Genomic DNA, 23,381 nt, shown 5'->3' on the forward strand with positions numbered 1-23,381 from the left:
GGGTCCCGCACCGCGGGACCCCCATCTCGCGTCCGTCAGGCTGCCGCCCGGTCGGCGAGCAGCGCCGCGAGCAGGTCCAGGTCCACGCCGGTGAGGCTCTGCACCTGGTGTACGCCGACAGTGCTGGCCAGCGCCACCTCCGCCGGTACGGCCAGCACCGCCGCGCCCGAGGCGAGCGCGCTGGCCACCCCGGTCGGTGAGTCCTCGATGGCCACACACCGCTCGATCGGCACACCCAGTCGCCGGGCCGCGGTCAGGTACGGCTCGGGGTGTGGCTTCGCCGCGACCACCTCGTCACCGGCGACCACCGTGTCGAAGGAGTCCCGGCCGAGGGTGTCCAGGGCGATCTCGACGAGCGCCCGGGGGCTGGAGGTGACCAGCGCGGTCGGGATCTGTGCCGCGCGGACCGCACGCAGCAGCTCGAACGCTCCGGGCCGCCAGGGCAGACCGGTGCGGAACAACTCCAGGATCCGGGCGTTGATCCACGCCGCGCTGATCGCCGGATCCCGTTCGGGCTGCCCCAGGTCGTCGTGCAGGATACGCATCGACTCGGCCATGGCGGTGCCGATGATCGACTGGCGGGCCTCGACGGAGAGGTCCCCGCCGTACTCCCGGGCGAGTTCCTGCAACGCGATGTCCCACAGCTTCTCGCTGTCGACCAACGTGCCGTCCATGTCGAAGAGCACAGCGGCGGGGTGATGGCTGTTCAGCGGATCCTCCAGGGTCGTGGCCGACACCGGCGATCCTGCCAGGGCCCGCCACCGCCCACGGCCGCGATGGTCACCGACGTGACCCGGGCAACCCGGTCAACCCAGGTCGCAGGCCTCCAGCGACCGCTCGTACCCGCGGAAGAACGATTCGGTGCGCTGCTCGGCGGTGCCGTGCGAACCCTCGGCGAACCACGGCTGGTCGGGGTCGTCGCCGACCGCCGCCAACCCCTCCCGGAACTCGTCCAGGTCGCCGTCGGCCAGGGTCAGGGCACGAGAGCGCACCGAGTCGCCGAGGTACGCCCCGGCCATGCAGTCGGCCTGCAACTCCTGCTGGATGGTGAAGCTGTAGTTGATGCCGAGCCGCACCTGGATGGCGTGCGCGTACTCGTGCCCGAGCAGGTAGAACACGAACGCGTCACCGACCTGGCGGAACGCCGCGACCGACCAGCGCACGTCGTACGCGATGAAGTCGCCCCGCGAGCAGTAGACCGCGTTGTTGCGGGGCAGCGGCTGACCGCCGCAGGACACCTCGCCCTCCCGCTGGTAGGGGGTGATCCGCCGGACCGGTTGGAACCGCTGCCCGGACGCCTTGAACTGGGCTGCCCAGTAGCGCTCGGCGATCGCCTGGGCGTCGGCGACGTCCTGCTCGAACTCCGCGACGCTGGTGGTGCTGTCGGCCCGTGTGGTGGCCGACCCGGGTGACGCCTGCGACTGCTGCGGTGCCGGCCCCTCCCCCTCCGGTTCGGCCAACCCGCCGCCCGCGCAGGCCAGTGACACCAGGGCGGCGGCCAGCAGGGCCGCCACGGTGCCCCGGGCGCCGCGTCCTGACCGTGCCCCCACTGTGCCTCCCCAGACATCGCTGCTCTCGCCGAGCAGTACCCCGACGACACGACCGTCACGCCCGTCACCGGATTCACGTGCGCGCCGGCCGAACGGTTCACCCTCGGCCGGGTGTCAGCCGCTGGACTCCCGACCGCGCTGCCACGTGTCGCCCTGGTCGCCGTGCCGCTCGGCCTCGTACCGCTGCTGCCGGGCGCGGGCGTCCCGCCCGGCCGCCCGGTCGCCGTCGACCGCCGGCCGTCCTCGCCGCAGCACGACCCCGATCGCCGCGACCGCCACCAGGACGAAGACCCCCACCACCACCCACGCCGTCGTCATGCCGCCAACCTAACGCCCACCCACCACCCCGCCCCTCCCGCTGATCATGAAGTTGTCGTCACGCCGCTCGGCGTGTCGCGCCGACAACTTCGTGATCGACCGATCAGGTGGGGTGGGTGTGTCCGGGGTGGGGGTGCTGCTTCGACGTTTCCTTCGAGGGCGTCGGAGGGCGCCCACGGACAGGAGGAGCAGCGACGTGAAATACATGATTTTGCTCTACGGCTCACAGCAGGACTACGACGTGCTGTCCGGGCGCGCGACCGACCGTCCCGCCATGTCGGCCGAGCAGATCGCGGCGATGCACAGGCACATGGAGACCTTCCACCAGGCGCTGGCCGAGTCCGGGGAACTGGTCGACGCCCAGGGCCTGAGCGAGCCGGTGCACGCCCGCCGGGTGCAGGTGCGCGAGGGCGCACCGGTGGTCACCGACGGCCCGTACCCGGAGACGCAGGAGGTCCTGGCCGGTTACACGATCGTGGAGTGCGCGAGCTTCGACCGGGCCACCGAGATCGCCGCCGGCCTGGTCGACCCGGACGCCCCGGGCGGTTACGTGGACGTGCGGCCGGTGCTGGACGGCATTGAGGACCTGGGCGGCTGACGGGTGCCCAAGACACGGGTCGAGGACCTGCTGCGCGAGTTCGCGCCGCGGGTCCTCGGCGCGCTGGTCCGCCGCTACGGGCACTTCGACACCGCCGAGGACGCGGTGCAGGAGGCGCTGATCGCCGCAGCCGAGGCCTGGCCGCGCGACGGCGTACCGGAGAACCCACGCGGCTGGTTGATCACCGTCGCGTCCCGCCGGCTGACCGACCTGCTGCGCCGGGAGCAGGCCCGGATGCGCCGCGAGGACACGGTGGCGCGGTGGGTGTTGCCGGAGCAGTGGCGCGCTCCGGCGGCTGACCGGCCGCCGGCGGACGCGGACGACACGCTCATCCTGCTCTTTCTGTGCTGCCACCCGGCGCTGTCGCCGGCGTCGCAGATCGCGCTCACGCTGCGCGCGGTGGGCGGGTTGACCACCGCCGAGGTGGCCCGCGCGTTCCTGGTGCCGGAGGCGACGATGACCCGGCGGATCAGTCGGGGCAAGCAGCGGATCCGCGACAGCGGGCTGCGGTTCGCCCTACCCACCGAGGCCGAACGCGCCGACCGGCTCGCCGCCGTGCTGCACGTGCTCTACCTGGTCTTCACCGAGGGCTACGCGCGCACCGCCGGCCCGGGGTTGCTGCGCGCCGACCTGACCGCCGAGGCGATCCGGTTGACCCGCCTGGTGCACCGCCTGCTACCGGATGATCCCGAGGTCACCGGGCTGCTGGCGTTGATGCTGCTCACCGATGCCCGCGCTCCGGCGCGGATCGGCCCGCACGGCGAGTTGGTGCCGATGGCCGAGCAGGACCGTTCCCGGTGGCGGGCCGACCAGATCGCCGAGGGGACCGAGCTGATCACCAGGGCGCTGCCGCGCGGGGCGGTCGGGGCGTACCAGGTGCAGGCCGCCATCGCCGCCGTGCACGACGAGGCAGCCGATGCGCGGGACACCGACTGGGCGCAGATCACCGCCCTGTACGAGGTGCTGCTGGGCATCTCGGACAACCCGGTGGTGGCGCTCAACCACGCGGTGGCGGTGGCGATGAGTCGGGGCCCGTCGGACGGGTTGGCGCGGCTGGCCGAACTGGCCGGCGACGCGCGGTTGGCCGGCGATCCCCGACTCCCGGCCGCTCGTGCCCACCTGTGGGAGATGGTCGGTGAGCGGGTCGCGGCACGGGAGGCGTACCGGGAGGCGGCGGCCCGGTCGACGAACCTGGCGCAGCAGCGTTACCTGTACGCCCGCGCGGAGCGTCTCGGCGACCCGCCGCCCGCCGGCTGACCCGGCGGGCGGCGGGGGTCACGGGTTGGCTGCGGGGGTCACGGACTGGCGGCCAGGAAGACGAAGGCGGCCAACAGCACCAGGTGCACACCGCCCTGCAGCACGTTGGCCCGGCCGGGCACGACGGTCAGCACGCCGGTCACCGCGGTCAGCGCGAGCAGGACGAGCTGGGTGCCGCCGAGGCCGAGCAGCAGCGGGCCTTCCAGCCAGATCGAGGCGATCGCGATGACGGGGATGGTCAGGCCGATGCTGGCCATCGCCGAGCCGAGAGCCAGGTTCAGGCTGATCTGCACGCGGTCGCGGCGGGCGGCGCGGGCGGCGGCCAACGTCTCCGGCAGCAGCACCAGCAGGGCGATGATCACACCGACGAACGCGTGCGGCAGGTTCGCCGCCGCGACGCCGGCCTCGATGGTCGGCGAGACGGTCTTGGCGTCGCCGACCACGGCGACCAGTGCCACCAGCAGCAGAACGAGGCTGGCCAGCGCCGCACTGTTGCTCGGCGGCTTGGCGTGCTCCTCCGTCTCGATGACCTGACCCCGGCTGTCCACCGGGAGGAAGTAGTCGCGGTGCCGGCCGGTCTGCACGAGCACGAACAACCCGTACAGCGCCAGCGACGCGACGGCGGCGAAGGTGAGCTGGGCGGGGCTGAACTCCGGGCCCGGACGGGCCGTGGTGAAGGTCGGCAGGACGAGGCTCAGGGCAGCCAGGGTGATCACGGTCGCGAGGGCTCCGCCGGTGCCCTCGGGGTTGAACACCGCGACCCGGCGACGCAGGGCGCCGAGCAGCAGGGACAGGCCGAGTATCCCGTTACAGGTGATCATGACGGCGGCGAAGACGGTGTCCCGGGCGAGCGACTGGGTCTTCTCCGGCCCGCTGATCATCAGCGTGACGATGAGGGCGACCTCGATCACAGTGACCGCGACGGCGAGCACCAGTGACCCGTACGGCTCCCCCACCCGGTGGGCGACCACCTCCGCGTGGTGCACGGCGGCGAGTACCGCGCCACCGAGCAGCAGCGCGACCACCACGATGACCGGCCCAGGCAGGCTCCGCCCCCACGTGACGATCAAGACAAGGACGGCGAGCACGGGTACGACAAAGGTCCAGTCGGTCATGCGGGAGCGAAGGAAGGCGGCCATGCCGTACAGAGTGCCAGGTCAAGTGATCATGTGCCCACCATCGACGCACCGATATCCCGAACCCGTAACCCATGAGTTACGCTTTACCCGTGAACGAGGTGGCTGTCGCGATCGCGGACCCGGTGCGGCGGCACATCCTGACCATGCTGCGCGACGAGCCCCTGTCCGCCGGCGACATCGCCCAACGGTTCACGATCAGTCGACCCGCCATCAGCCGCCACCTGCGGGTGCTGCGCGAGAGCGGGCTGGTCCGCGACGAGCTGGTCGGCCGGCAACGGATCTACCGCCTGGACCCGGCCCCACTCGCGCCGCTGGTCGGCTGGCTCGCCGGGCTCGCCGGCACCGACCGGTGGGAACAGCATCTCGACGCGTTGGAGACCGAGGTCTACCGCACCCGCCGAGAGCGCCGCAGCCGCGGCCCGGCGGGACACCGAAGGGAGCACACGGCATGACCCGCACACCCGCCGGACGCCTGTTCCGCACCGCCACCGGTCACGACCTCGTCCTGACCCGCACGTTCCGCGCCCCGGCGGCGGACGTCTGGGCCAGCCTGACCGAGCCGGAACGCACGGCCCGCTGGTTCGGCCCCTGGGAGGGCGACGCGGCCCCCGGGCGGACCATCCGGGTCCAGATGGCGTACGAGGAGGAGCAGCCCTGGTGCGACGTCCGGATCGACGCCTGTGAACCGCAGCGGCAGCTCGCCGTGTCGATGGTCGACAGCTACGGCACCTGGCTGTTGGAGCTGACGCTGACCGAGGCCGACGGCAGCACCGAGCTGCGGTTCGTGCAGCACCTCACGAGCGTGGAGGGCATCGCCGAGACGGGCGCCGGTTGGGAGTACTACCTGGACATGCTCGTCGCCTCCCGGGACGGCTCCCCCCGCCCCGACTTCGACGACTACCACCCGGCGATGCAGCCGTACTACCAGGACCTCGTCGCCACCGAAGGTGCCTAGAGCTCCTTGCGCCGCTTGGCGAACTCGGCCGTCAAGGCCGGCAACCGTGCTCCCACGGGTGCAGTTGCCGGTCGGTGAAGCCGGCACCGTGCAGAGCCGGCCAGAACCGGCTGCCTCTCCGCGCGAAGGGCAGGCCCACGGCGGCGGAGTAGAGGCCCGGGTTGAAGCCGCAGAACAGCACCCGCAGGCCGGGCCCGATCACGTCCGGCAGGCCCCGACCGGCGGCCGCCGCCACCTCCTGCGGTGTCGGCCGCCGAAACGGCCCCGACTGCTGCGCCCCCACCTGACCGATCCTGCCCTACGACCGGAGTGTCGGGCCGCACACTGGCCGTTGACGCCGCTGGCTACGCTGCGCGAGGTGAGCGCCGGACCTCGTCTCGCCCTGCCCTGGCGGATCCTCGTCGTGTCCGCCGGCGCCGTGCTGGTGTGGCTGTCAGTGAGGGCCCTGCTCGGCGGCGACTACGATCGCGGCGCCCACGCCGTCGGCGCCGTCCTCACCACGGTGCTCGCCGTACCCCTGGTGGTTGTCGCCCGTCGCCTCCTGGACCGACGCCCGTGGGCCGGCCTCGGACTGCCGTCGCTGCGCGAGGGCTGGCGGCGTCTGCTGCTCGGCATGGTCTGCTGGCTGGTCCCCGCCGGGGTGGGGTTCGTGCTCTGCCTCGGCCTCGGTTGGGTCGAGATCAGCGTGCGGACGTCCGTCGGCGACGTGTGGCGCGTGGCGGCGTTGCTGGTGGTGCTCGTGTTCCTCAAGGAGGCGCTGCCGGAGGAGCTGATCTTCCGGGGCTACCTGCAGCGCAACCTCGCCACCCGGCTGCCGGCGTGGCAGGCCGCCGTCGGGCAGGCCGTGCTGTTCACACTGTTCGGGTTCCTCGTCGGGGCCGCCCGGTCCGTCGACCGGCTCGCGCTCTTCTTCGTCTTCGCGCTCCTGCTGGGCGCCTTCCGGACCGCGACCGGCGACATCTGGGCGGGCATCGGCTTCCACGTCGCCTTCCAGACCGTCGCGCAACTGTTCGGCGACGTGGGGGCGGTCTTCGACGTGGTCGGCTCCGACATCCTGGGAGTCGTGGCGATGGGGGCCATCCCGTTCTCGGTCAGCTGGATCGTCGTACGACACCTCTACCGGCACCACCTGGACTGGCGGGCGGTCGCACCAGAGCCGGCCCGGTGACCGGCTGAACCTCCGCGTTCGGCCCTCCGACCCGGTCGGCCTGCGGAAGAGTGTCAGGCGAGAGTTGTCAGCGGTGGCACCGCGTCGTCTCCTGCGGAGGAGGTCCGAATGAGCCCCGAGCCTGCCAGCAACGTCGTCCTGGTGCACGGCGCCTACGCCGACGGCTCGTCCTGGTCCGACGTGATCCCCATCCTCCAGCGGGCCGGCCTGACCGTCACCGCGGTGCAGAACCCGCTGACCACCCTGGCCGACGACGTCGCCGCCACCAACCGCGCCCTCGACCGCCAGGACGGGCCGACGGTGCTGGTGGGCCACTCCTGGGCCGGCACGGTCATCAGCGAGGCCGGCAACCACCCGAACGTCACCGCCCTGGTGTACGTCGCCGCCCGCGCCCCGGACGCCGGCGAGGACTACGCCGCCCTCGCGGCCCAGTATCCGACGCCCCCGGCGAACGCCGGTCTCGTCCACCGCGACGGTTACGCACAGCTCAGCGAGGCGGCGTTCCTCGACGACTTCGCCGGCGGTGTCGACGAGGTCCGCGCCCGCTCGCTCTACGCGGCGCAGGGGCCGATCGCCGACGGCCTCTTCACGGGCCGTACGACCGTCGCCGCCTGGCGCGACAAGCCCTGCTACTACTCCGTCTCCACCCAGGACCGCACCACGGCACCCGAGCTGGAACGGTTCCTGGCCGAGCGGATGAACGCGACCACGATCGAGGTCGAGTCCTCCCACCTCGCCATGGTCACCCACCCGGAGACGATCGCCGACCTCATCATCATGGCCACCAGAGGGACGGACAGTCCCGCACCGTCCGGCCAGGGATGACCGGGCCGGAAGGGCATTACCACCGACCGCCGCTATGGAGCTGATGTCGTAAACGATTCAGCCGCCAGCGGGGCCAGCCCTACCCAGGAACAATCGAGGTACGACCCATCGCCCCGCCGAGAGACCACTGCCTGGCGTCACCGATACGTGGCCGTGATGCCACAAACGATTCAGCTCCAAAGGCTCCCACCGATACACCTGCGGGCCGCCGGGACACTCGTCGCGACGGGATCGCACACGTCCACGCACCCGCGGCCACTTCCGACAGCACCGACTCGTGCTGTGCAGTTGCACGCCTTCGTCGACACCACCTGGCTCCGCGTCGGTCTGTCGGACCTGCGGTGACCGGAAAGGCGGCGGGAATACCCGCCTCGGGCGGTCGACGCCGACCGGGGTGGGCTTGACGGCGCGGAGACATCGGAGGTTTACTGCGTCAGCGATAGAAGTCGATGGGCTTCGTCCGTCCACTGTGGGCGGGCAGGCTCCTCGGCGGTGCGATCGCGATCGGTCGACGCCGGTGCGCCAGCCGTCTCCTGGCACTGTCGGTAGCGACGCGATGCTCCCCCCTCGGCGGGCGGGGAGCACCGGCACGGCAACCCGCACGGCGCAGCGTCGCGCACACCCCCTGCGGGACGATTCCACCGGCACGGCACCACCCCGCAGCACCTCAGCCGAGCATCGGCGGCCCGGCTCCGTACCACCGCCATCGCGGCCTCGGCGAGCTCGCACGCCCACGTGACGCGCGCGCCAGGGTCGACGCTCAGCAGAGGAGCACCCCCATGCGTTCCCGTTCCCGCCTGTTGGCACTCGTCACCGGCATGGCCGTGATGCTGGCCAGCTTGGCAATCCTCACCACACCGGCCTCGGCGGCACCACTGACCAAGGTCCTGGTGTTCAGCAAGACCGCCGGCTTCCGCCACTCGTCCATCCCGAACGGCATCGCCGCGATCCAGCAACTCGGCTCGGCCAACGGCTTCACCGTGACCGCCACCGAGGACTCCAACCAGTTCACCACCTCCAACCTGGCCCAATACCAGGCGGTGGTCTTCCTGTCCACGACCGGTGACGTCCTCAACTCCACCCAGCAGACGGCCTTCGAGTCGTACATCGCCGCCGGCGGTGGATACGTCGGCGTGCACGCCGCCGCCGACACCGAGTACAACTGGCCGTTCTACGGCCAGCTCGTCGGCGCGTACTTCGACTCGCACCCGGCGATCCAGAACGCGACGGTACGCATCGAGGACAACACCAACCCGTCGACCGCCCACCTCCCGGCGACGTGGGTGCGCTCCGACGAGTGGTACAACTACCGCACCAACCCCCGGTCGAGCGCGCGGGTCCTGGCCAACCTCGACGAGTCGTCCTACAGCGGCGGCAACATGAGGGGCGACCACCCGATCACCTGGTGCAAGGCGTACGGCGGCGGTCGGGCCTGGTACACGGGTCTGGGCCACACCGAGGCGTCGTACACCGACCCGAACTTCACCCGGATGCTGCTGGGCGGCCTCCAGGTCGCCGCGGGTGCGGTGACCGCCGACTGCTCGCCGCGGACGACCACGCCGCCCACCACCCCGCCGCCCACCACCCCGCCGCCGACCGCCAGCGGCTCCACCCTGAAGGCCCGGGCCAACAACCAGTTCGTCAGCGCGCCCAACTCCACCACCGCGCTGATCGCCAACAAGGCCTCCGCCGGCACCAGCGAGCGGTTCGACGTGGTCAACCTCGCCAACGGCAACGTGGCGCTGCGCGCCAAGAGCAACGGGCAGTACGTCGCGGCCGAGAACGCCGGTGCCGCCGCGCTGATCGCCAACCGCGCCACCGCCGGCGCCTGGGAGACGTTCCAGCTCGTGCGTAACTCCGACGGCACGGTCAGCCTGCGGGCCACGGTGAACAGCCGGTACGTCGCCGCCGACAACGGTGGCTCCTCCCCGCTGATCGCCAACCGGACCTCCATCGGGCAGTGGGAGAAGTTCGACCTCGTCACCAACTGACCGCGCCGCGGCTCACTCACCACCCCCTCCGGCCGTGGTGCGCCCCCGCACGCCCGGCCCCCGATCGTCGAGAAAGGACGATCATGTTCGTGAAACCCCGGCGCTGGTCCCGGGCCCTCATGGCGGCGCTCACCGCCGCCACGAGCGTGGCCCTGGCCGTTGCCGCACCGTCCACCGCGCAGGCTGCGGTGATCCCCGCCTCCGACTACCAGCAGATCAAGCTCGCCACCGGCTCCGCCGAGCTGGGTGAGGCCATGTCCCTGGCCGTCCTGCCCAACCGCTCGGTCCTGCACACCGCCCGCAACGGCGTCCTGCGGGTCACCGACGTGGCCGGCAACACCAAGACCTCCGGCACCCTGTCGGTCTACACCCACGACGAGGAGGGGTTGCAGGGCGTCGCGGTCGACCCCGGCTTCGCCACCAACCGGTGGATCTACCTGTACTACTCGCCCTCGTTGAGCACCCCGTCCGGGGACGCGCCGACCACCGGCTCGCAGTCCGACTGGGACCGGTGGAAGGGACACCTGCGGCTGTCCCGGTTCACCCTCAACTCCGACGACACGCTCAACCTGGACAGCGAGAAGATCGTGCTCCAGGTCGCCAACGACCGTGGTCAGTGCTGCCACGTCGGCGGTGACCTGGACTTCGACGCCGCCGGCAACCTGTACCTGACCACCGGCGACGACACCAACCCGTTCGAGTCGTCGGGCTACGCGCCGCTGGACGAGCGGACCAACCGCAACCCGCAGTTCGACGCCCAGCGCACCTCGGCGAACACGAACGACCTGCGGGGCAAGGTGCTGCGGATCAAGCCGCAGGCCGACGGCACGTACACCATCCCGTCGGGCAACCTGTTCGCGCCCGGCACGGCCAACACCCGCCCGGAAATCTACGCGATGGGGTTGCGCAACCCGTTCCGGATGAGCGTCGACAAGGCCACCGGCGTCGTCTACCTCGGCGACTACGGCCCGGACGCCGGGTCCACGAACTCCAACCGCGGCCCGCAGGGTCAGGTCGAGTTCAACCGCATCGCCTCGCCGGGCAACTACGGCTGGCCGTACTGCACCGGCGCCAACACCAGCTCCGAAACATACAATGAATACACGTTCCCGTCCGGGCCGTCGCAGTCGAAGTACAACTGCACGGGCGGGCCGACCAACAACTCGTTCCGCAACACCGGTCTCGGCACGCTCCCCGCGGCGAGGCCGGCCTGGATCAAGTACGCCGGTGACTCCGGTTCGCCGTCGGAGTTCGGCAGCGGATCCGAGTCGCCGATGGGCGGCCCGGTCTACCGGTACGACGCGTCGCTGAACTCCAGCGTCAAGTTCCCGCAGTCGCTCAACGGCCAGTTCTTCGCCGGTGAGTACGGCCGCCGCTGGATCAAGGCGATCGCCGTCAACGCCGACGGCTCGCGCGGAGAGATCTCCAACTTCCCGTGGTCCGGCACGCAGGTCATGGACATGGCCTTCGGCCCGGACGGGGCGCTGTACGTGCTGGACTACGGCACCGGGTCGAACAACCAGGCGCTGTTCCGGATCGAGTACATCGGCGGCGGTAACCGCAACCCCATCGCGGTCGCCTCGGCGAACCCCACGTCGGGGGCCAACCCGTTGACCGTCAACTTCTCGTCGGCGGGCAGCTCCGACCCCGAGGGTGGGGCGCTGAGCTACCTGTGGACGTTCGGCGACGGCACCACGTCGACGGCGGCGAACCCCACCAAGACGTACACCACGAACGGCACCTACTCCCCCACCCTGAGGGTCACCGACCCGACCGGCCTGACCGGCACGGCGAGCCTCGTCATCACCGTGGGGAACACGGCCCCCACGGTGACGCTCACCTCGCCCGCCGACGGGCAACTGTTCAGCTTCGGTGACACCGTGTCGTACCAGATCAGTGTGAGCGACCCGCAGGACGGCACGATCGACTGTTCCCGGGTGAGCCTGACCTACGCGCTGGGTCACGACAGTCACGCCCACCAGATCACCTCGAAGAACGGGTGCAGCGGCTCGATCACCGTGCCGACCGACGGCGAGCACGACTCGGCGGCGAACATCTACGGGGTCTTCGACGCCGCCTACACCGACAACGGCGGGCTGACCACGCACAGCATCAAGACGCTGCAGCCGAAGCACCGCCAGGGTGAGCACTTCGGTGCCCAGTCCGGCGTCCAGGCCACCGACCACACCAACGCCGAGGGTGGCCGCACCGCCGGGTTCATCGAGAACAACGACTGGATCTCGTACCAGCCGTACAACCTGGCCAACGCCAACCGCATCACCGTGCGGGCGTCGTCGGCCGGCGCGGGCGGCACCATCGAGGTCCGGGCCGGGTCGGCGACCGGCACCCTGCTGGGCACCGTGACGGTGCCGGTGACCGGCAACTGGGAGACCTTCACCGAGGTGTCCGGCACGATCAGCAACCCGCCGAGCGCGTCGACCACGCTGTACCTGGTCTTCAAGGGTGGCTCCGGCTACCTGTTCGACGTCGACGCGTTCACCTTCGCCACCGGCACCGGTAACAGCACCCCGGTGACGACCCTCCGGGCGCAGGTCAACAACCAGTACGTGTCGGCGGTCGGCTCCACCGCGCTGATCGCCAACAAGGCCAGTGTCGGCACGACCGAGCAGTTCGACCGGGTGGACGCCGGCAGCGGTGCCATCGCGCTGCGGTCGCGCGCCAACGGGCTCTACGTGTCGGCCACGAACTCGGGCGCCGGGGCGTTGGTCGCCAACGCCTCGTCGATCGGGACGTCGGAGAGGTTCCAGCTCGTCACCAACTCGGACGGGACGGTGAGCCTGCGGGCCACTGTCAACAGCCAGCTGGTGTGCGCGGAGAACGCCGGGGCCGGATCACTGATCGCCAACCGTACGTCGGTCGGAGCCTGGGAGAAGTTCATCCTGACCACCGGCTGACCGGCGGTGGGCCCGGCCCGGTCGGTGACGGGCCGGGCCCACCGATCCACTCCTTCCGAAGTAGGGCCTGTCCTAGCGGACAGGCCCTACTTCGCGAAGTGCCCGTGCCGCCAGTGCCAGTGTCGACCGGCCCTGAGGTGGTCGACGATCGCGCGTTGGAGCGCGGTGCGGCGGGGCAACCGGTCCAGTGGGGTGCTCAGCGTGCGGAACACGAACCGCAGCACCTCGACGTCGGCGTCCGGGCCGTCCTTCGCCTCGTAGGGAACCAGCTCGAACATCTGCTGGAACCGGACGATGTTGGACCCCTCGGGGAGGTATTCCCGCAACTGCGGGTCGAGCAGCCACGAGCCGCAGGAGAACGCGGTGTAGGTCTCGTCGGGAAAGTGGCGCGCGAAGAACACCCGCGCCTCGTCCAGCGACGCCGCGACCGCCTCCGGGGTCAACGGCCCCGCGTCGGGAACGTGCAGGCCGATGGCCGTGTCGCCGGGGTGGTGTTGCAGCCGGCCCAGCTCGTAGATGCTGCCGCGCACGTGCAGCGTCAGCCAACTCTGCATGACGGGCCAGCCCTCACCGCGCATCCGCCGGTCGATCGCGAGGTTGCGGCCGAGGTCCGCGAGGCTGCGCCACGACACGTCGTCGGGGACGCCGTGGTCCCGGTGGTAGGCCCGGGCGACGTCGACCAGGGCGAGGTACGCGTACACGTAGAGATGCCGCCAGGCGGGACCCCGCTCGCGGGGCAACTCCGGACCGGGCGACAGCCAACCGTGGCCGCCGAGGTCGGCGTGGACCAGGGCGATCGACCGGTCGAGCAACCAGCGCAGCTCGGGCGTCCAGAGGGGCGAGGACGGGTCCGGCCAGCCCTGCATGATCTCGGCGGCGTCGTCCGGCCGGACCGCGAGCCGATCGAGCAGTTCAGGAGCGTCGGCCCTGGCGGGCAGCGGAACCGACGGTCGATCGCCGGCGAGCTGCGCGACGCGGTCGACCTCCTCGACGGGCACTGCGAGCCGGGCGGCGATGTCGTGCGGATCCACGGCGACGACCCTACCGGCGTTCGGTCCTCCGATGGTGCCCGCGATGTCGGCCCGGGCCCGGTACGTCAGGAGTCGGCGGGCACTTCGGTGTCGAGTTGCCCGATCATCGGTGCCAGCAGTTCGTTGAGCTCCCGGGTCAGCACCACGACCGCCCGACGCGCCGCGGTGGTGACGTCGTCGTCCGGCCCGGTGGGTGTCGGCGGCAGACCGTCGAGCGGCAGCGGCGCCTCCACCTGGAGCAGCGCCCGCAGATGCGGACTGCGCGTCTGGTCCTGCTCGGTGGGGGTGGTGAACTGACCGAACAGCTGCGGCCAGTCCCGCCAGCCCCGGTCGCGCTGCCACTGCCTGGTCCAGGTCAGCTCCGCGGGCCAGCGGGAGGCCACCGTGACCGCGCAGACCATGCTGCCGTCCCACGGGCTGCGGGCGCAGGTCGCCGAGATGATCCGCCGGTGCCAGCGGACGAAGCCCGGCGACAGGTCGGTGGCCACCCGCCAGGCCGTCGCCGCGAAGGCCACGGGCGCGAAGTCACCCCAGATCTCGTCGAACTCGCCGATCCGACGGAGCACCTCCGCCTCGTACCGGCCGCGTCCGTCGCTGCCGTGTTCGCGGTCGAACTGCTCGTCCAGCCAGAAGGCGCGCGGTTCGGGCATCCTCGTCCCCGTTTCCCGACGATGGTGTTCGGCATGTCGAACCTATGCCATCTGCCGGCCACGGACGGTGCCCTCGCCGCCACTACCCCACCAGAATGCAGAACGGGTGACCGGCCGGGTCGGCGTACACCCGTAGTGGCTCGACGGGATCCTCGATGCGGTCGTAGCGCAGCCGGCCACCGAGGCGCAGGACACGCTCGTGCTGCACCAGCAGGTCCTCGACGGACTCCACGGTGAGGTCCAGGTGCAGCTGCTGAGGCACGTCGTTCTTCGGCCAGGTCGCCTCCGGCAGGTGATCCACCTGCTGGAACGCGAGCTGGGTGCTGCCGTCGGGGGACCTCAGGACCAGCCAGTCACGACCACGCTCGTCGTCCTGACCGGCCGCCGGTGGCTCGTCGCCGGGCCGGTAGACGTAGCCGAGCAGGTGTCGGTAGAACTCGGCCAACACCCGCGCGTCGGTGCCGTCCAGCACCACCGAACCCAACCGGGGGACGCTCTCCTGATCGCTCATCACCGATCACCTCCGGGCGCCCATTGTCGTCGCACCTCGCGGCGGTCGCACCTCGCGGCGCTGGCGTACCGGCGCGTTGCGCAGTCAGGCACCCGTCACTGAACGCATCAGACACGACCACTGTGGATCGCGCACGGACACCTAGCGTGGACGGCGCGACGTCGGAGCGACCGTCTCCGGCCGCCATCCCCGGGAGGTCACGTGCGCAGGAAACTCGGATTCGCCTCGGTGGGCATCATGCTGCTGGCCAGCGTCACCGTCGCGCAGGCCCCCGCGCAGGCCGGCACCGCCGCGCCGAACGGATCCGCGACGGTCGCCGAAGGGCGCGCCACCATCAACGGACGGCCGTCGACCGACGCGGACACCGCGGCGGCCGTGGGCGACGCCTACTGGACGCCCGAACGGATGCGAGCGGCACGGCCCGCTCCCCTGCCGGACGGGGTCGACGCCCCCGACGGGGAGGCTGCCGACCGCCCCGGCCGCGTCGGTGCGCCGCGCGACGTCGCGGAGCCCGCGGCCCCACGGTCGCCGGCTGCCGCCGGTCTGCGCGTCGCCGCCAGCGGCACCAGCCGGACAACCCAGGCGGTGAACGCCTCACCCGGCGTTGGGCGGGTCTTCTTCACGCACCACAACGAGGACTTCTTCTGCTCCGGCGCGACCATCAACAACCCGCAGGCGAATCTGGTCTCCACCGCCGGTCACTGCGTGCACCCCGGCGACGGCGGGTCCGTCTGGTACGACAACTGGGCGTACGCGCCGGAGTTCACCGACGGCGTCGCGGTGCACGGCCTCTGGTTCGCCAAGGAGTTCACCTCGGTCGAGGGGTGGGTCGACTACGGTTTCCTCTGGTGGGACTTCGCCTTCGTCACCATGCACCCGCGGAACGGCAAGCGGCTCGTGCACGTGACCGGCGGGCAGGGGCTCAGCGTCAACCAGTCCAAGAAGCTCTCGGTGTTGCTGCTCGGTTACCCGGGGAAGCCGCCGTACGACGGCGAGTCGCAGTACTACGACCAGGGCACCACCAAGGCCGCCGGCGCGCAGCGGATCAAGCTGAAGGACTGCCCGCTCAACGAGGGCGCGAGCGGCGGCCCGTTCCTGCGTGCCTGGGACAACGATCTGCGGTTCGGGTTCGTCAACTCGGTGATGTCGTACACGTTCTCCGGCAACATGTACGGCCCCTACTTCGACGACGACGTGCTGGACATCTACAACGTGGCGAAGAACAAGCAGTGACCGACGCTGCGCCGGCGACGGTCGTGGGTTGACAAGGACACACCTCCAGAGTGGACGATGGTGCGTGCGGATACTCGTGGTGGGTGGCAGCGGCCTGATCGGTGCTCATGTGGTGGAGGTGCTGCGTCAGCGCGGTCACGCCACGACCGCTGTGGCGCGTACCTCGCATCCTGGTGTCGACCACCTGCTGGACGTCGGGTCCGCCTCCCCGGAGGACCTGAGGTCGTTGCTCGCCGGTCACGACGGCGTCGTGTACGCCACCCGGACCGACGAGCAGCGGCCGCTGCCCAAGCCGATCTACCCGCAGTTCCGCCGGGACAACGTCGACCCGGTGGTACGCCTGTTCACCGCCGCCCGCGAGCAGGGCCTCACCCGTGGGGTGGTGATGGGTTCGTACTACACCTACTTCGACAGGTTGCATCCGCAGTGGCGGCTGCCCGAGCGGCACACGTACATCCGGTGCCGTGTCGAGCAGGCCCGGGAGGGACGGGCGGCGGCCGGTCCGGATCTGCCGGTCGCCGTCCTCGAGCTGCCCTTCGTCTTCGGTCGGGCCGGCGACCGGCTGCCGAACTGGGCCGGTCCGCTGGACCGGTGGGCGCGCTCGCGTACACCTCTGGTCGCACCGACCGGCGGAAGCGCCGCGGCCTCGGCGCGCAGCGTGGCCGAGGTCGCGGCCGACGCTCTTGAGCAGGCCAGCGGGGCGGACATCCCGGTCGCCGACGAGAACCTCACCTGGCCCGACATGCTCGCGCGCATCGCCGAGGCGGTCGGTCGACGCCGCCGGGTCGCCCGGCTACCGGCCGGCGCGGCACGAGCCGCCCTGCGCCTCGGCGGCGCGTTGCAGGGCCTCGGGGGCAAGGAGTCGGGGGTCAACCCCACCTACGTCGCCGACCTGCTGCTCACCGACCTGTTCATCGAGCCGACGACCGGCCGGTCGCTGGACGTCGCGCTCCGCGAGACCTTCGCTAGCCGTCCGACGCCGGCGGTCGAGCGAGGTACGCCGTCTTGACGTCGGGTGCGAACCCGCAGGCGCGGTAGAACGCGTGGGTCGCGGGAGTGCGCGAGCCGGTCATCAGCATCGCCTTGTAGCAGCCCGCGTCCCACGCGGCCTGGAGCGTGCCGGCCATGATCTGCCGACCCAAACCGGTGCCCCGCCGGGATTCCTCGACGACCACGTTCTCGATGACGGCGTACGGCGACGCCGACCGACTCAGGTTGGGGATCACGTTGAGGTAGGTCGTGGCGACGACGACACCGTCCAGGTCGAGGACGAACAGACTCAGCCCGGGGGTGTCGAGGATCCGCTGGTAGGCCGCCCGGTCGGAGCCGTCGTCCAGCACCGGATCGTCCGGGTTCAGCTGCCGGTAGAGGTGGATGATCTGCGTGAGGTCGTCAGGTCCTGCCGCACGGAACACGCCCGGAGCCTAACCAGAACCCCCATCGGGGCCGGTGCGCGGGCTCGCGGTGCGGCGTCAGCGCGCGGCGATCTCGACGAACTCCCGCACCAGCGGTGACCGGTTGTCCTCGGCCCAGGCCAGACACACCTGGTTGGGCCCGAGGTCGTCGACCGGCACGTGGACGACGCCCGGCCTGGTGTAGAACGTCGCGGTCGACAGCGGCAGGATCACCACACCGGCGTACGCGGCGACGTGTTCCAGCTTCTCCTCGACGGAGTTCAGCTCGGGCCGGGGGCGGGGATCGGAGTCGACCGGCCGGTTCGGCAGGTCCCGCCACTCGGGCACCGCGTCCGGGTCCTGAAGCAGGCGCTCCTCGACCAGCTCGGCGAGGTCGACCGACTCCTTACCCGCCAGCCGGTGTTCGTCGGGCAGGACCACGACCCGGGGTTCGGTGAACAGCGGGCGTAGGCGCAGACCACGGTGGTCGACCGGAAGCCGTACGTAGCTGACGTCGGCGCGCCCCTCGCGGACCACCTCGGCCTGGTCGTCCCAGGAGGTGCGGAGGACACCGACGGCCAGATCGGGGTGCAGCTGGGCGATGGCGCGGGCCTCGGCGGTGACGATGATGCCCGGCATGAACGCGATGGTGAACGTCTGCCGGCCGTGCGCCGCGCGCTGCACCCGCCGGCGCAGCGCGTCGGCCGAGGCGAGCAGCGGACCGGCGTCGGCCAACAGTTGCCGGCCGGCCTCGGTCAGCACCGTGGAGCGGCGATCCCGGACGAAGAGCTCGGCGCGTAGTTCGTGCTCGAACGCCCGGATCTGGCGCGACAGGACCGGCTGGGCGATGTGCAACCGGGCGGCGGCACGGCCGAAGTGCAACTCCTCCGCGACCGCCACGAAGTAGCGGAGCTTGCGCAGATCGACGTCCACCGGCCCTCCGTCCGCCTCGTACGCACCTGACCCACCACACGATACCCGTCGGGTATCACAGCAGGTGAAAGAGGTCTTGGACACGAATGCCCGCACCGACGCACGGTGGTAACCGTCAGCGAAACACCATCCGGAAGGACCCGAGCATGACCCTCACCGACCAGCGCGTCGTCGTCCTCGGCGGAACCTCGGGAATCGGGCTCGCCACCGCCACCCGGGCCGCCCACGAGGGCGCCCAGGTCGTGGTCGCCTCCCGCAACCAGCGCAGCGTGGACCGCGCCCTCGCCAGCCTGCCGGGCGGCACCCAGGGGTACGTCGCGGACCTCACCAACCCCGCCGACGTGTCCCGCCTGTTCCAGGGGCTCGGCCCGTTCGACCACCTCGTCTTCACCGCCGGCGAACCGCTCGCGCTGATGTCCGTCGACGCCCTCGACCTCGCCACCGCCCGTACCGCCTTCGACCTGCGCTACTTCGGTTGCCTGGCGGCGGTCAACGCGGCACTGCCCCACCTGCGACCCGGCGGGTCGATCACCCTCACCACCGGCACCGCCAACCACCGGCCCACCGCGGGCTGGTCGGTGGCGTCCAGCATCACCGGGGCGATCGACGCGCTGGTCCGCTCGCTCGCCGTCGAACTCGCCCCGATCCGGGTCAACGCCGTCTCCGCCGGCGTCATCCGCTCACCGCTGTGGGACTCGCTGCCCGAGGAAACCCGAGAGCAGATGTACGCCCAGCTCAGCGCATCACTACCGCTCGGCCGGGTGGGCGAACCCGAGGAGGTCGCCGAGGCGTTCACGTACCTCCTCCGGTCGACCTACGCCACCGGCACGATCGTGACCGTGGACGGCGGCACGCTCCTCGCCTGACCCGCGACACCCGTCGCACGGATCTCGACGTCGGCACCGGCGCCGAGATCCTCGCAACGTCGGGGATGTGGTGGTGTCCGCCGCTCGTGAGGCCCCTACATCCCTGACGTTCCGGGTCGGAGCCGCCCGGCCGTTCTCGACACCCGCAGCAGCCGGTCCGTCGCGTGGGCCACCCCGCCCACCGTCAGCGCACCCAGGGCGATCGGCGTGCCGCTCGCGTCGTCGACCCGCAGCGATCAGGCCCCGATGCGGGAGCTACAGTCCGGCCATGGACACCGGAGCCTTCGCTGGCATGGCCGCGCTGATCTGCTCGGGGCTCGGATGTGTGGTCCTGGTGGGTGCCCTGGTGACGATAGCGCTCTGGTGGGGCGGAAAGTGGTGAGCCGGAGTTCAACGGCTGTCCGGCAGCGGCAGCATCTTCCCGAGGACCTTCGCGCCGACGCGGTGGTCGTCCACTCAGGCGCCGACGTGGAGCGCGCCCTGCGGACGCCCGTCTCGATCGTCAGCCGGCTGGCCACCCAGCGGAGGGACGGAGAAGGATTCGCATCGTGATCTCCCTGCCTCAACCTGAGGACCTCACGTCGCTGGTGCTCCGTACGGACTTCACCAACGATGCTGCCTGGGCCTCCGTGAAGGCGGCCTTACGCACCTGGGAGGGGGCAGACTCCGCCACCTTCGCCAGCGACCCGACGTACGCGGGCGTGAGCCTTCAAGAGCTGGTCGACGCGGACAACGCGGCGAGCAGCGACGACAAGCTCACGTACCTCTTCCTCGCCGACGCGACCACGATGGCCGACGTGGAACGCCCACTTCTCGCACTCGACCTGTCGGACGAGCCCGGCCGCACCTTCCGGGTGCCACCCCGCTGGTACGCGGATGTCTCGACGAACCTCACCATGGCGAACATGGACTTCTCCGAGTTCGCCGACGCCGTCGACGAGTCTGTCACGTACCGGGGCTTCGACGGAGACTGACGTCCTGGTCTGGGACCTCTTTACGGAGCGGAGATTGAAGCCCGGCGTGGCGTCCCCTCGGCAATCGACTTGATCTGCGGCACGAGCAGCCACACCGGATGGTTGATGGTCGGCAGCGCCTATGCCGAACACCGGGAGGTGTCGTTCCCAAGGTCGGCACCCTCGTTGCCGGCCGGGTCGGTCTCCCCCAGAGACTCATGGAGCCCTCCGATCTCGCGACCCGTCGGGTTGCACTCCGCGTCCGTCTCCATCAGGTGCCAGCCGGGGTCGGTCTCGTGCGCGTCCGGATCCCCACCCTCGTCGAGGACGCACACCGCCGCGACGATCGCCTCGTACGCCCCAGCTCGCGCGACCAGCAGCACGTCGTGAGGATTTGCGCCGGCCTCAATCAGCCGCTGCGCGGCTGCCACGTCGCTCAGAGAGCTGGCATCCACCCAAGGGGATATTGCCTCCCGCCACAAAGCGCGCAGAACCATGAACCGAGCGAGCTGCGGAATGTTCTCGCCGATCTCCGACCTGGCCCATTCCTCCGGATCCTGGGCCCCAAGCTCTGTGAACCTCTCTGCGAGCGATACGGCAGAAGCGCGGACATCCGGCGGGAGGGTCGCCAACCACTCACCCCACGTCGGCCAGGAAAACATCACGTGATCATGCCGTTGCCTCGGCACTGTTGCCACCCCCGCAAGCAAGCCGGCACGATCGATTCGTGACTCCCGAAGAAGCCCACCTCCGCTGCGAAGCAATCTCGTGGGTCAGTCGGGACTTCCCGGGCTGGGTGCGGGTACGCCTTGTCGACGCCAACAACACGTCGTGGTACTTCATCGACAAGGTTCCGGTCTTCACGGCTGACACGTCGCGCCTCGACTCTCGCCTGCCTGCACCTGTTCACATGTTGTGCACCGTCGTCGGCCGAGACGCCGGTGCGCTCGTCGTCTCAACGGCACCGCACGGGGTCGAAGCCGAGAACGGGCAATGCCTGTTCCGGGTGCATGCGGACCAGCTCGACCGACACACGATTCAGAGAAGCCCAGCGCTCAGCTCGATCTGTCCTCCACCTTGCTGAGCATCACGTCGATGTCGCCGGTCCGGATCATTTCCTCCAGGGCCGCCACCATTGCCTCGACCCCGGGTCTCGGAATGATGACCAGGTCGGAGCACCAGAAGTACTGACCGCCGCCCGCCTCCCCGGTCTCAGCCCACCTTCGCAGGAGCCGGCCGATCTCAACCGTCGTCATGAAGGTGGCGTAGCGATGGGTGCCGTCGGCGAGGTGGACGTGCGCATCGATGTTGTCCGCCGTCTCCGGGTCGTCGCCCTGGCCGAACATGAAGCTGACACGAGCGCTTTCGATCATATGGTCCCATCCCACCGTCTGACTCACGGCAGCCATCATCGCAGCCCCGGACGCTCGGCTTTGGGGTCAGGCACAGGCTCGTGGACGGGGTTGCTCAGCGCCTGGTCTCATACCTGGTCAACACCACGCCGCCAGGGAACGTCCGGGTCTCCAGCAGGGTCAGGTTCACCCAGTTGTCCACTGTCGCGAAGAACGGCGTGCCCCCACCCACCAGGACCGGATGGGTCACGACCGCGTACTCGTCGATCAGCCCGGCCCGCATGGCCGCCGCGGCGAGGGTGGCGCTGGCGATATCCAGAGGGCCGCCGTCCTCGGCCTTGAGGCGGCTGATCTCGGCAACCGCGTTGCCGGTGACCACGTGGGCGTTCCAGTCGACCGCGCTGGTCGTCGAGGAGAACACCACCTTCGGCATGTCCCGCCAGCGACGGGCGTACTCGACCTCCGCCGGTGTGGCACCCGGCCGCTGGTCGGCGGTCGGCCAGTGGGAGCTCATCGCCTCCCACACTTTGCGCCCGTACAGTGCCGTGCCCGTCGCCTCCACCCGGTCGGACCACCACTGGAACAGCTCGTCGCTCGGCACACACCAGCCCAGGTCGCCATCCGAAGCGTTGATGTAGCCGTCCAGACTCAGATTCATACCGAAGGTCAGTCTCCGCATGGTGATGAGCCTCCCGTACGCGGCTCCTCGCCGTACAGGCCACCACGCCGTGAGAGCTGTTGGCAGGCCCGGAGGCAGCACGACCACGGCTCAGAGGCTCGGCGTCCGTTCCGCCACGGGACATGCTTGACGCTCGCGGCCCACACCACGTGCTCGACTGCTGCTGTGCTGCGGGTGAGGGCTATCGCGTCGGATCGGTAACGAGCATGGGCGAGCGGTCGCCATGCTCGCTCAGTATCTCGGCCGTCGTGGTGGCCTTCATGCGGTCCAGTTCGTCTGCGGTGATCCCGACGACGGTCAGGAACCGCGCCGAGCCGTACGGGGAGTCGATGAGCGCAGTTCAGGGTCGGCAGCGAAGGCCAGTGCGCGAAGCCGGGTGGTCGCCAGGCCCGTGATCGGGCCGGCCGGGTCCATGCGATGGCCTTCGGTGAAGGGCCTGCCGCTGGTGAACACGTAATCGACCAGTCGTTCGAGCAGACGCAGGGACCACGCGGGAGGTTCGTCGGCGCCCAGGGGTACGCGCATCGTCAGCTCGTATCCCCAGCCGGTCCGACCGACGGTGGTCTTCGAGGTGCGCTTCCGCCGGTGACCGCCGTATCAGTACGGCCGCCGGATCCCTCGCTCCGAGAGCGTCGCTTCGTAGAAGCCGAGGAAGCGCTCCAACTCTCCGACTGCGTCGTCCAGCTCGTCGAGAGGTGCGCGGTTGCCAGGGTCAAGGCGTAGTAGGCGCGCCGCGTCGGCCAGCTGTACCAAAAGGGCAGCGAACGTATCGCCCTGGAGGTGGATGCCGGGGAATGCCCTACCCGAAAGCTGCACGACGGCAGAGTTCGTACCACGGGACAGCACCTGCGCTTGGTCCTGGCTCATCTGAGCAGGATTCCAGCACCACTCGACCATCGTCCAAGGGAGGTCTCCCCACCCCGGTCGACTGTCTCCTTAAGACGGCGGTCAGGGCGCTTGGGTGGGTGCCCGGGCCGGCAACGGGCTCTCGGGCCCGTCGCGCTCCACCTGTCCTCGAACAGAGAGAGGCGATCTCCGTTGCCGCAGGACAGCGGCCCCTTTG

At 70.6% G+C, this 23,381-nt stretch carries 28 protein-coding genes; 12 read left to right on the forward strand and 16 right to left on the reverse strand.

Features of this window, described 5'->3' with window-relative positions:
- Positions 1-35: 35 nt before the first annotated feature.
- The 3 genes from GA0070612_RS22285 to GA0070612_RS22295 all read right to left on the reverse strand — a co-directional run bounded on the left by GA0070612_RS22285 (position 36) and on the right by GA0070612_RS22295 (position 1,868).
- Positions 36-686, reverse strand: a complete 651-nt coding sequence (locus tag GA0070612_RS22285; protein ID WP_088991687.1) for an HAD family hydrolase — start codon at positions 684-686, stop codon at positions 36-38.
- Between the two features lie 120 nt (positions 687-806).
- Positions 807-1,550, reverse strand: a complete 744-nt coding sequence (locus GA0070612_RS22290; RefSeq protein ID WP_088989680.1) for a neutral zinc metallopeptidase — start codon at positions 1,548-1,550, stop codon at positions 807-809.
- Between the two features lie 114 nt (positions 1,551-1,664).
- Positions 1,665-1,868, reverse strand: a complete 204-nt coding sequence (locus GA0070612_RS22295) for a hypothetical protein (protein ID WP_088989681.1) — start codon at positions 1,866-1,868, stop codon at positions 1,665-1,667.
- A 205-nt stretch (positions 1,869-2,073) separates the two neighbouring features.
- Here GA0070612_RS22295 and GA0070612_RS22300 point away from each other — a divergent pair, with 205 nt between their 5' ends.
- The gene (locus GA0070612_RS22300) at positions 2,074-2,466 is read left to right on the forward strand and encodes a YciI family protein (RefSeq protein WP_231924687.1); all 393 of its coding nucleotides are present in this window, start codon (positions 2,074-2,076) and stop codon (positions 2,464-2,466) included.
- A 3-nt stretch (positions 2,467-2,469) separates the two neighbouring features.
- Entirely contained in the window at positions 2,470-3,723 is a 1,254-nt protein-coding gene (locus GA0070612_RS22305; protein WP_088989683.1) for an RNA polymerase sigma factor, read from the forward strand.
- A gap of 38 nt (positions 3,724-3,761) precedes the next feature.
- Here GA0070612_RS22305 and GA0070612_RS22310 read toward each other — a convergent pair whose 3' ends face one another.
- Positions 3,762-4,862: a calcium:proton antiporter gene (locus GA0070612_RS22310; RefSeq protein ID WP_088989684.1), complete on the reverse strand. Its 1,101-nt coding sequence runs from the start codon at positions 4,860-4,862 to the stop codon at positions 3,762-3,764.
- Positions 4,863-4,951: 89 nt separating this feature from the next.
- Here GA0070612_RS22310 and GA0070612_RS22315 point away from each other — a divergent pair, with 89 nt between their 5' ends.
- Entirely contained in the window at positions 4,952-5,314 is a 363-nt protein-coding gene (locus GA0070612_RS22315) for a metalloregulator ArsR/SmtB family transcription factor (RefSeq protein ID WP_231924295.1), read from the forward strand.
- The gene (locus tag GA0070612_RS22320) at positions 5,311-5,817 is read left to right on the forward strand and encodes an SRPBCC family protein (protein WP_088989686.1); all 507 of its coding nucleotides are present in this window, start codon (positions 5,311-5,313) and stop codon (positions 5,815-5,817) included. Before GA0070612_RS22315 ends, GA0070612_RS22320 begins: the two co-directional genes overlap by 4 nt.
- A gap of 31 nt (positions 5,818-5,848) precedes the next feature.
- Here the strand turns inward: GA0070612_RS22320 and GA0070612_RS22325 are convergent, their stop codons facing one another.
- Positions 5,849-6,100, reverse strand: coding sequence for a uracil-DNA glycosylase family protein (locus GA0070612_RS22325; protein WP_088989687.1), 252 nt, complete (start codon positions 6,098-6,100; stop codon positions 5,849-5,851).
- A 75-nt stretch (positions 6,101-6,175) separates the two neighbouring features.
- Here GA0070612_RS22325 and GA0070612_RS22330 point away from each other — a divergent pair, with 75 nt between their 5' ends.
- From GA0070612_RS22330 to GA0070612_RS22345, 4 genes are all read left to right on the forward strand, one after another.
- Entirely contained in the window at positions 6,176-6,985 is an 810-nt protein-coding gene (locus GA0070612_RS22330) for a CPBP family intramembrane glutamic endopeptidase (RefSeq protein WP_088989688.1), read from the forward strand.
- Positions 6,986-7,093: 108 nt separating this feature from the next.
- Positions 7,094-7,810: an alpha/beta fold hydrolase gene (locus GA0070612_RS22335; protein WP_088989689.1), complete on the forward strand. Its 717-nt coding sequence runs from the start codon at positions 7,094-7,096 to the stop codon at positions 7,808-7,810.
- 779 nt (positions 7,811-8,589) lie between these two features.
- Positions 8,590-9,801 carry a ThuA domain-containing protein gene (locus GA0070612_RS32940; protein ID WP_088989690.1) on the forward strand — a complete coding sequence of 404 codons (1,212 nt, stop codon included), beginning with the start codon at positions 8,590-8,592 and terminating at the stop codon, positions 9,799-9,801.
- An 83-nt stretch (positions 9,802-9,884) separates the two neighbouring features.
- Complete coding sequence (locus GA0070612_RS22345) at positions 9,885-12,716, forward strand: PQQ-dependent sugar dehydrogenase (RefSeq protein ID WP_088989691.1); 2,832 nt, start codon at positions 9,885-9,887, stop codon at positions 12,714-12,716.
- A gap of 86 nt (positions 12,717-12,802) precedes the next feature.
- Here the strand turns inward: GA0070612_RS22345 and GA0070612_RS22350 are convergent, their stop codons facing one another.
- From GA0070612_RS22350 to GA0070612_RS22360, 3 genes are all read right to left on the reverse strand, one after another.
- Positions 12,803-13,747 carry an acyltransferase domain-containing protein gene (locus GA0070612_RS22350; protein ID WP_088989692.1) on the reverse strand — a complete coding sequence of 315 codons (945 nt, stop codon included), beginning with the start codon at positions 13,745-13,747 and terminating at the stop codon, positions 12,803-12,805.
- Between the two features lie 65 nt (positions 13,748-13,812).
- Positions 13,813-14,397 carry a hypothetical protein gene (locus GA0070612_RS22355; protein ID WP_088989693.1) on the reverse strand — a complete coding sequence of 195 codons (585 nt, stop codon included), beginning with the start codon at positions 14,395-14,397 and terminating at the stop codon, positions 13,813-13,815.
- Between the two features lie 82 nt (positions 14,398-14,479).
- Positions 14,480-14,908, reverse strand: a complete 429-nt coding sequence (locus tag GA0070612_RS22360) for a VOC family protein (RefSeq protein WP_088989694.1) — start codon at positions 14,906-14,908, stop codon at positions 14,480-14,482.
- 201 nt (positions 14,909-15,109) lie between these two features.
- Between GA0070612_RS22360 and GA0070612_RS22365 the strand changes: the two genes are divergently transcribed.
- Together GA0070612_RS22365 and GA0070612_RS22370 are read left to right on the forward strand one after the other, a co-directional pair.
- On the forward strand, positions 15,110-16,141 hold the full coding sequence (locus GA0070612_RS22365; protein ID WP_157742567.1) for a trypsin-like serine peptidase: 1,032 nt from the start codon (positions 15,110-15,112) through the stop codon (positions 16,139-16,141).
- Positions 16,142-16,205: 64 nt separating this feature from the next.
- Positions 16,206-17,150 (forward strand): NAD-dependent epimerase/dehydratase family protein, encoded by a 945-nt coding sequence (locus GA0070612_RS22370; RefSeq protein ID WP_088989696.1) that lies wholly within the window; start codon positions 16,206-16,208, stop codon positions 17,148-17,150.
- Here the strand turns inward: GA0070612_RS22370 and GA0070612_RS22375 are convergent.
- Together GA0070612_RS22375 and GA0070612_RS22380 are read right to left on the reverse strand one after the other, a co-directional pair.
- On the reverse strand, positions 17,107-17,556 hold the full coding sequence (locus tag GA0070612_RS22375) for a GNAT family N-acetyltransferase (protein ID WP_088989697.1): 450 nt from the start codon (positions 17,554-17,556) through the stop codon (positions 17,107-17,109). The genes GA0070612_RS22370 and GA0070612_RS22375 overlap by 44 nt on opposite strands.
- A gap of 57 nt (positions 17,557-17,613) precedes the next feature.
- Positions 17,614-18,468: a LysR family transcriptional regulator gene (locus GA0070612_RS22380; protein ID WP_088989698.1), complete on the reverse strand. Its 855-nt coding sequence runs from the start codon at positions 18,466-18,468 to the stop codon at positions 17,614-17,616.
- A gap of 146 nt (positions 18,469-18,614) precedes the next feature.
- On the opposite strand from GA0070612_RS22380, the gene GA0070612_RS22385 reads away from it, so the two are divergent.
- Both GA0070612_RS22385 and GA0070612_RS22390 read left to right on the forward strand, forming a co-directional pair.
- The gene (locus GA0070612_RS22385) at positions 18,615-19,334 is read left to right on the forward strand and encodes an SDR family oxidoreductase (protein WP_088989699.1); all 720 of its coding nucleotides are present in this window, start codon (positions 18,615-18,617) and stop codon (positions 19,332-19,334) included.
- 548 nt (positions 19,335-19,882) lie between these two features.
- Positions 19,883-20,308, forward strand: coding sequence for a DUF6924 domain-containing protein (locus tag GA0070612_RS22390; protein ID WP_088989700.1), 426 nt, complete (start codon positions 19,883-19,885; stop codon positions 20,306-20,308).
- Positions 20,309-20,427: 119 nt separating this feature from the next.
- Here GA0070612_RS22390 and GA0070612_RS22395 read toward each other — a convergent pair whose 3' ends face one another.
- From GA0070612_RS22395 to GA0070612_RS22420, 6 genes are all read right to left on the reverse strand, one after another.
- Positions 20,428-20,949: a hypothetical protein gene (locus GA0070612_RS22395; protein WP_088989701.1), complete on the reverse strand. Its 522-nt coding sequence runs from the start codon at positions 20,947-20,949 to the stop codon at positions 20,428-20,430.
- A gap of 393 nt (positions 20,950-21,342) precedes the next feature.
- Complete coding sequence (locus GA0070612_RS22400; protein ID WP_157742568.1) at positions 21,343-21,687, reverse strand: hypothetical protein; 345 nt, start codon at positions 21,685-21,687, stop codon at positions 21,343-21,345.
- A gap of 67 nt (positions 21,688-21,754) precedes the next feature.
- The gene (locus GA0070612_RS22405) at positions 21,755-22,318 is read right to left on the reverse strand and encodes a dihydrofolate reductase family protein (RefSeq protein ID WP_088989703.1); all 564 of its coding nucleotides are present in this window, start codon (positions 22,316-22,318) and stop codon (positions 21,755-21,757) included.
- A 181-nt stretch (positions 22,319-22,499) separates the two neighbouring features.
- Positions 22,500-22,649 carry a suppressor of fused domain protein gene (locus GA0070612_RS33075; protein WP_088989704.1) on the reverse strand — a complete coding sequence of 50 codons (150 nt, stop codon included), beginning with the start codon at positions 22,647-22,649 and terminating at the stop codon, positions 22,500-22,502.
- Positions 22,616-22,843: a suppressor of fused domain protein gene (locus tag GA0070612_RS22415; RefSeq protein WP_088989705.1), complete on the reverse strand. Its 228-nt coding sequence runs from the start codon at positions 22,841-22,843 to the stop codon at positions 22,616-22,618. Before GA0070612_RS22415 ends, GA0070612_RS33075 begins: the two co-directional genes overlap by 34 nt.
- A gap of 72 nt (positions 22,844-22,915) precedes the next feature.
- The gene (locus GA0070612_RS22420) at positions 22,916-23,185 is read right to left on the reverse strand and encodes a DUF6959 family protein (RefSeq protein ID WP_088989706.1); all 270 of its coding nucleotides are present in this window, start codon (positions 23,183-23,185) and stop codon (positions 22,916-22,918) included.
- Positions 23,186-23,381 lie beyond the last annotated feature (196 nt).

Origin of the sequence: Micromonospora chokoriensis, assembly GCF_900091505.1 — a bacterium.
In the GTDB taxonomy this organism is placed as follows: Bacteria; Actinomycetota; Actinomycetes; order Mycobacteriales; family Micromonosporaceae; genus Micromonospora; species Micromonospora chokoriensis.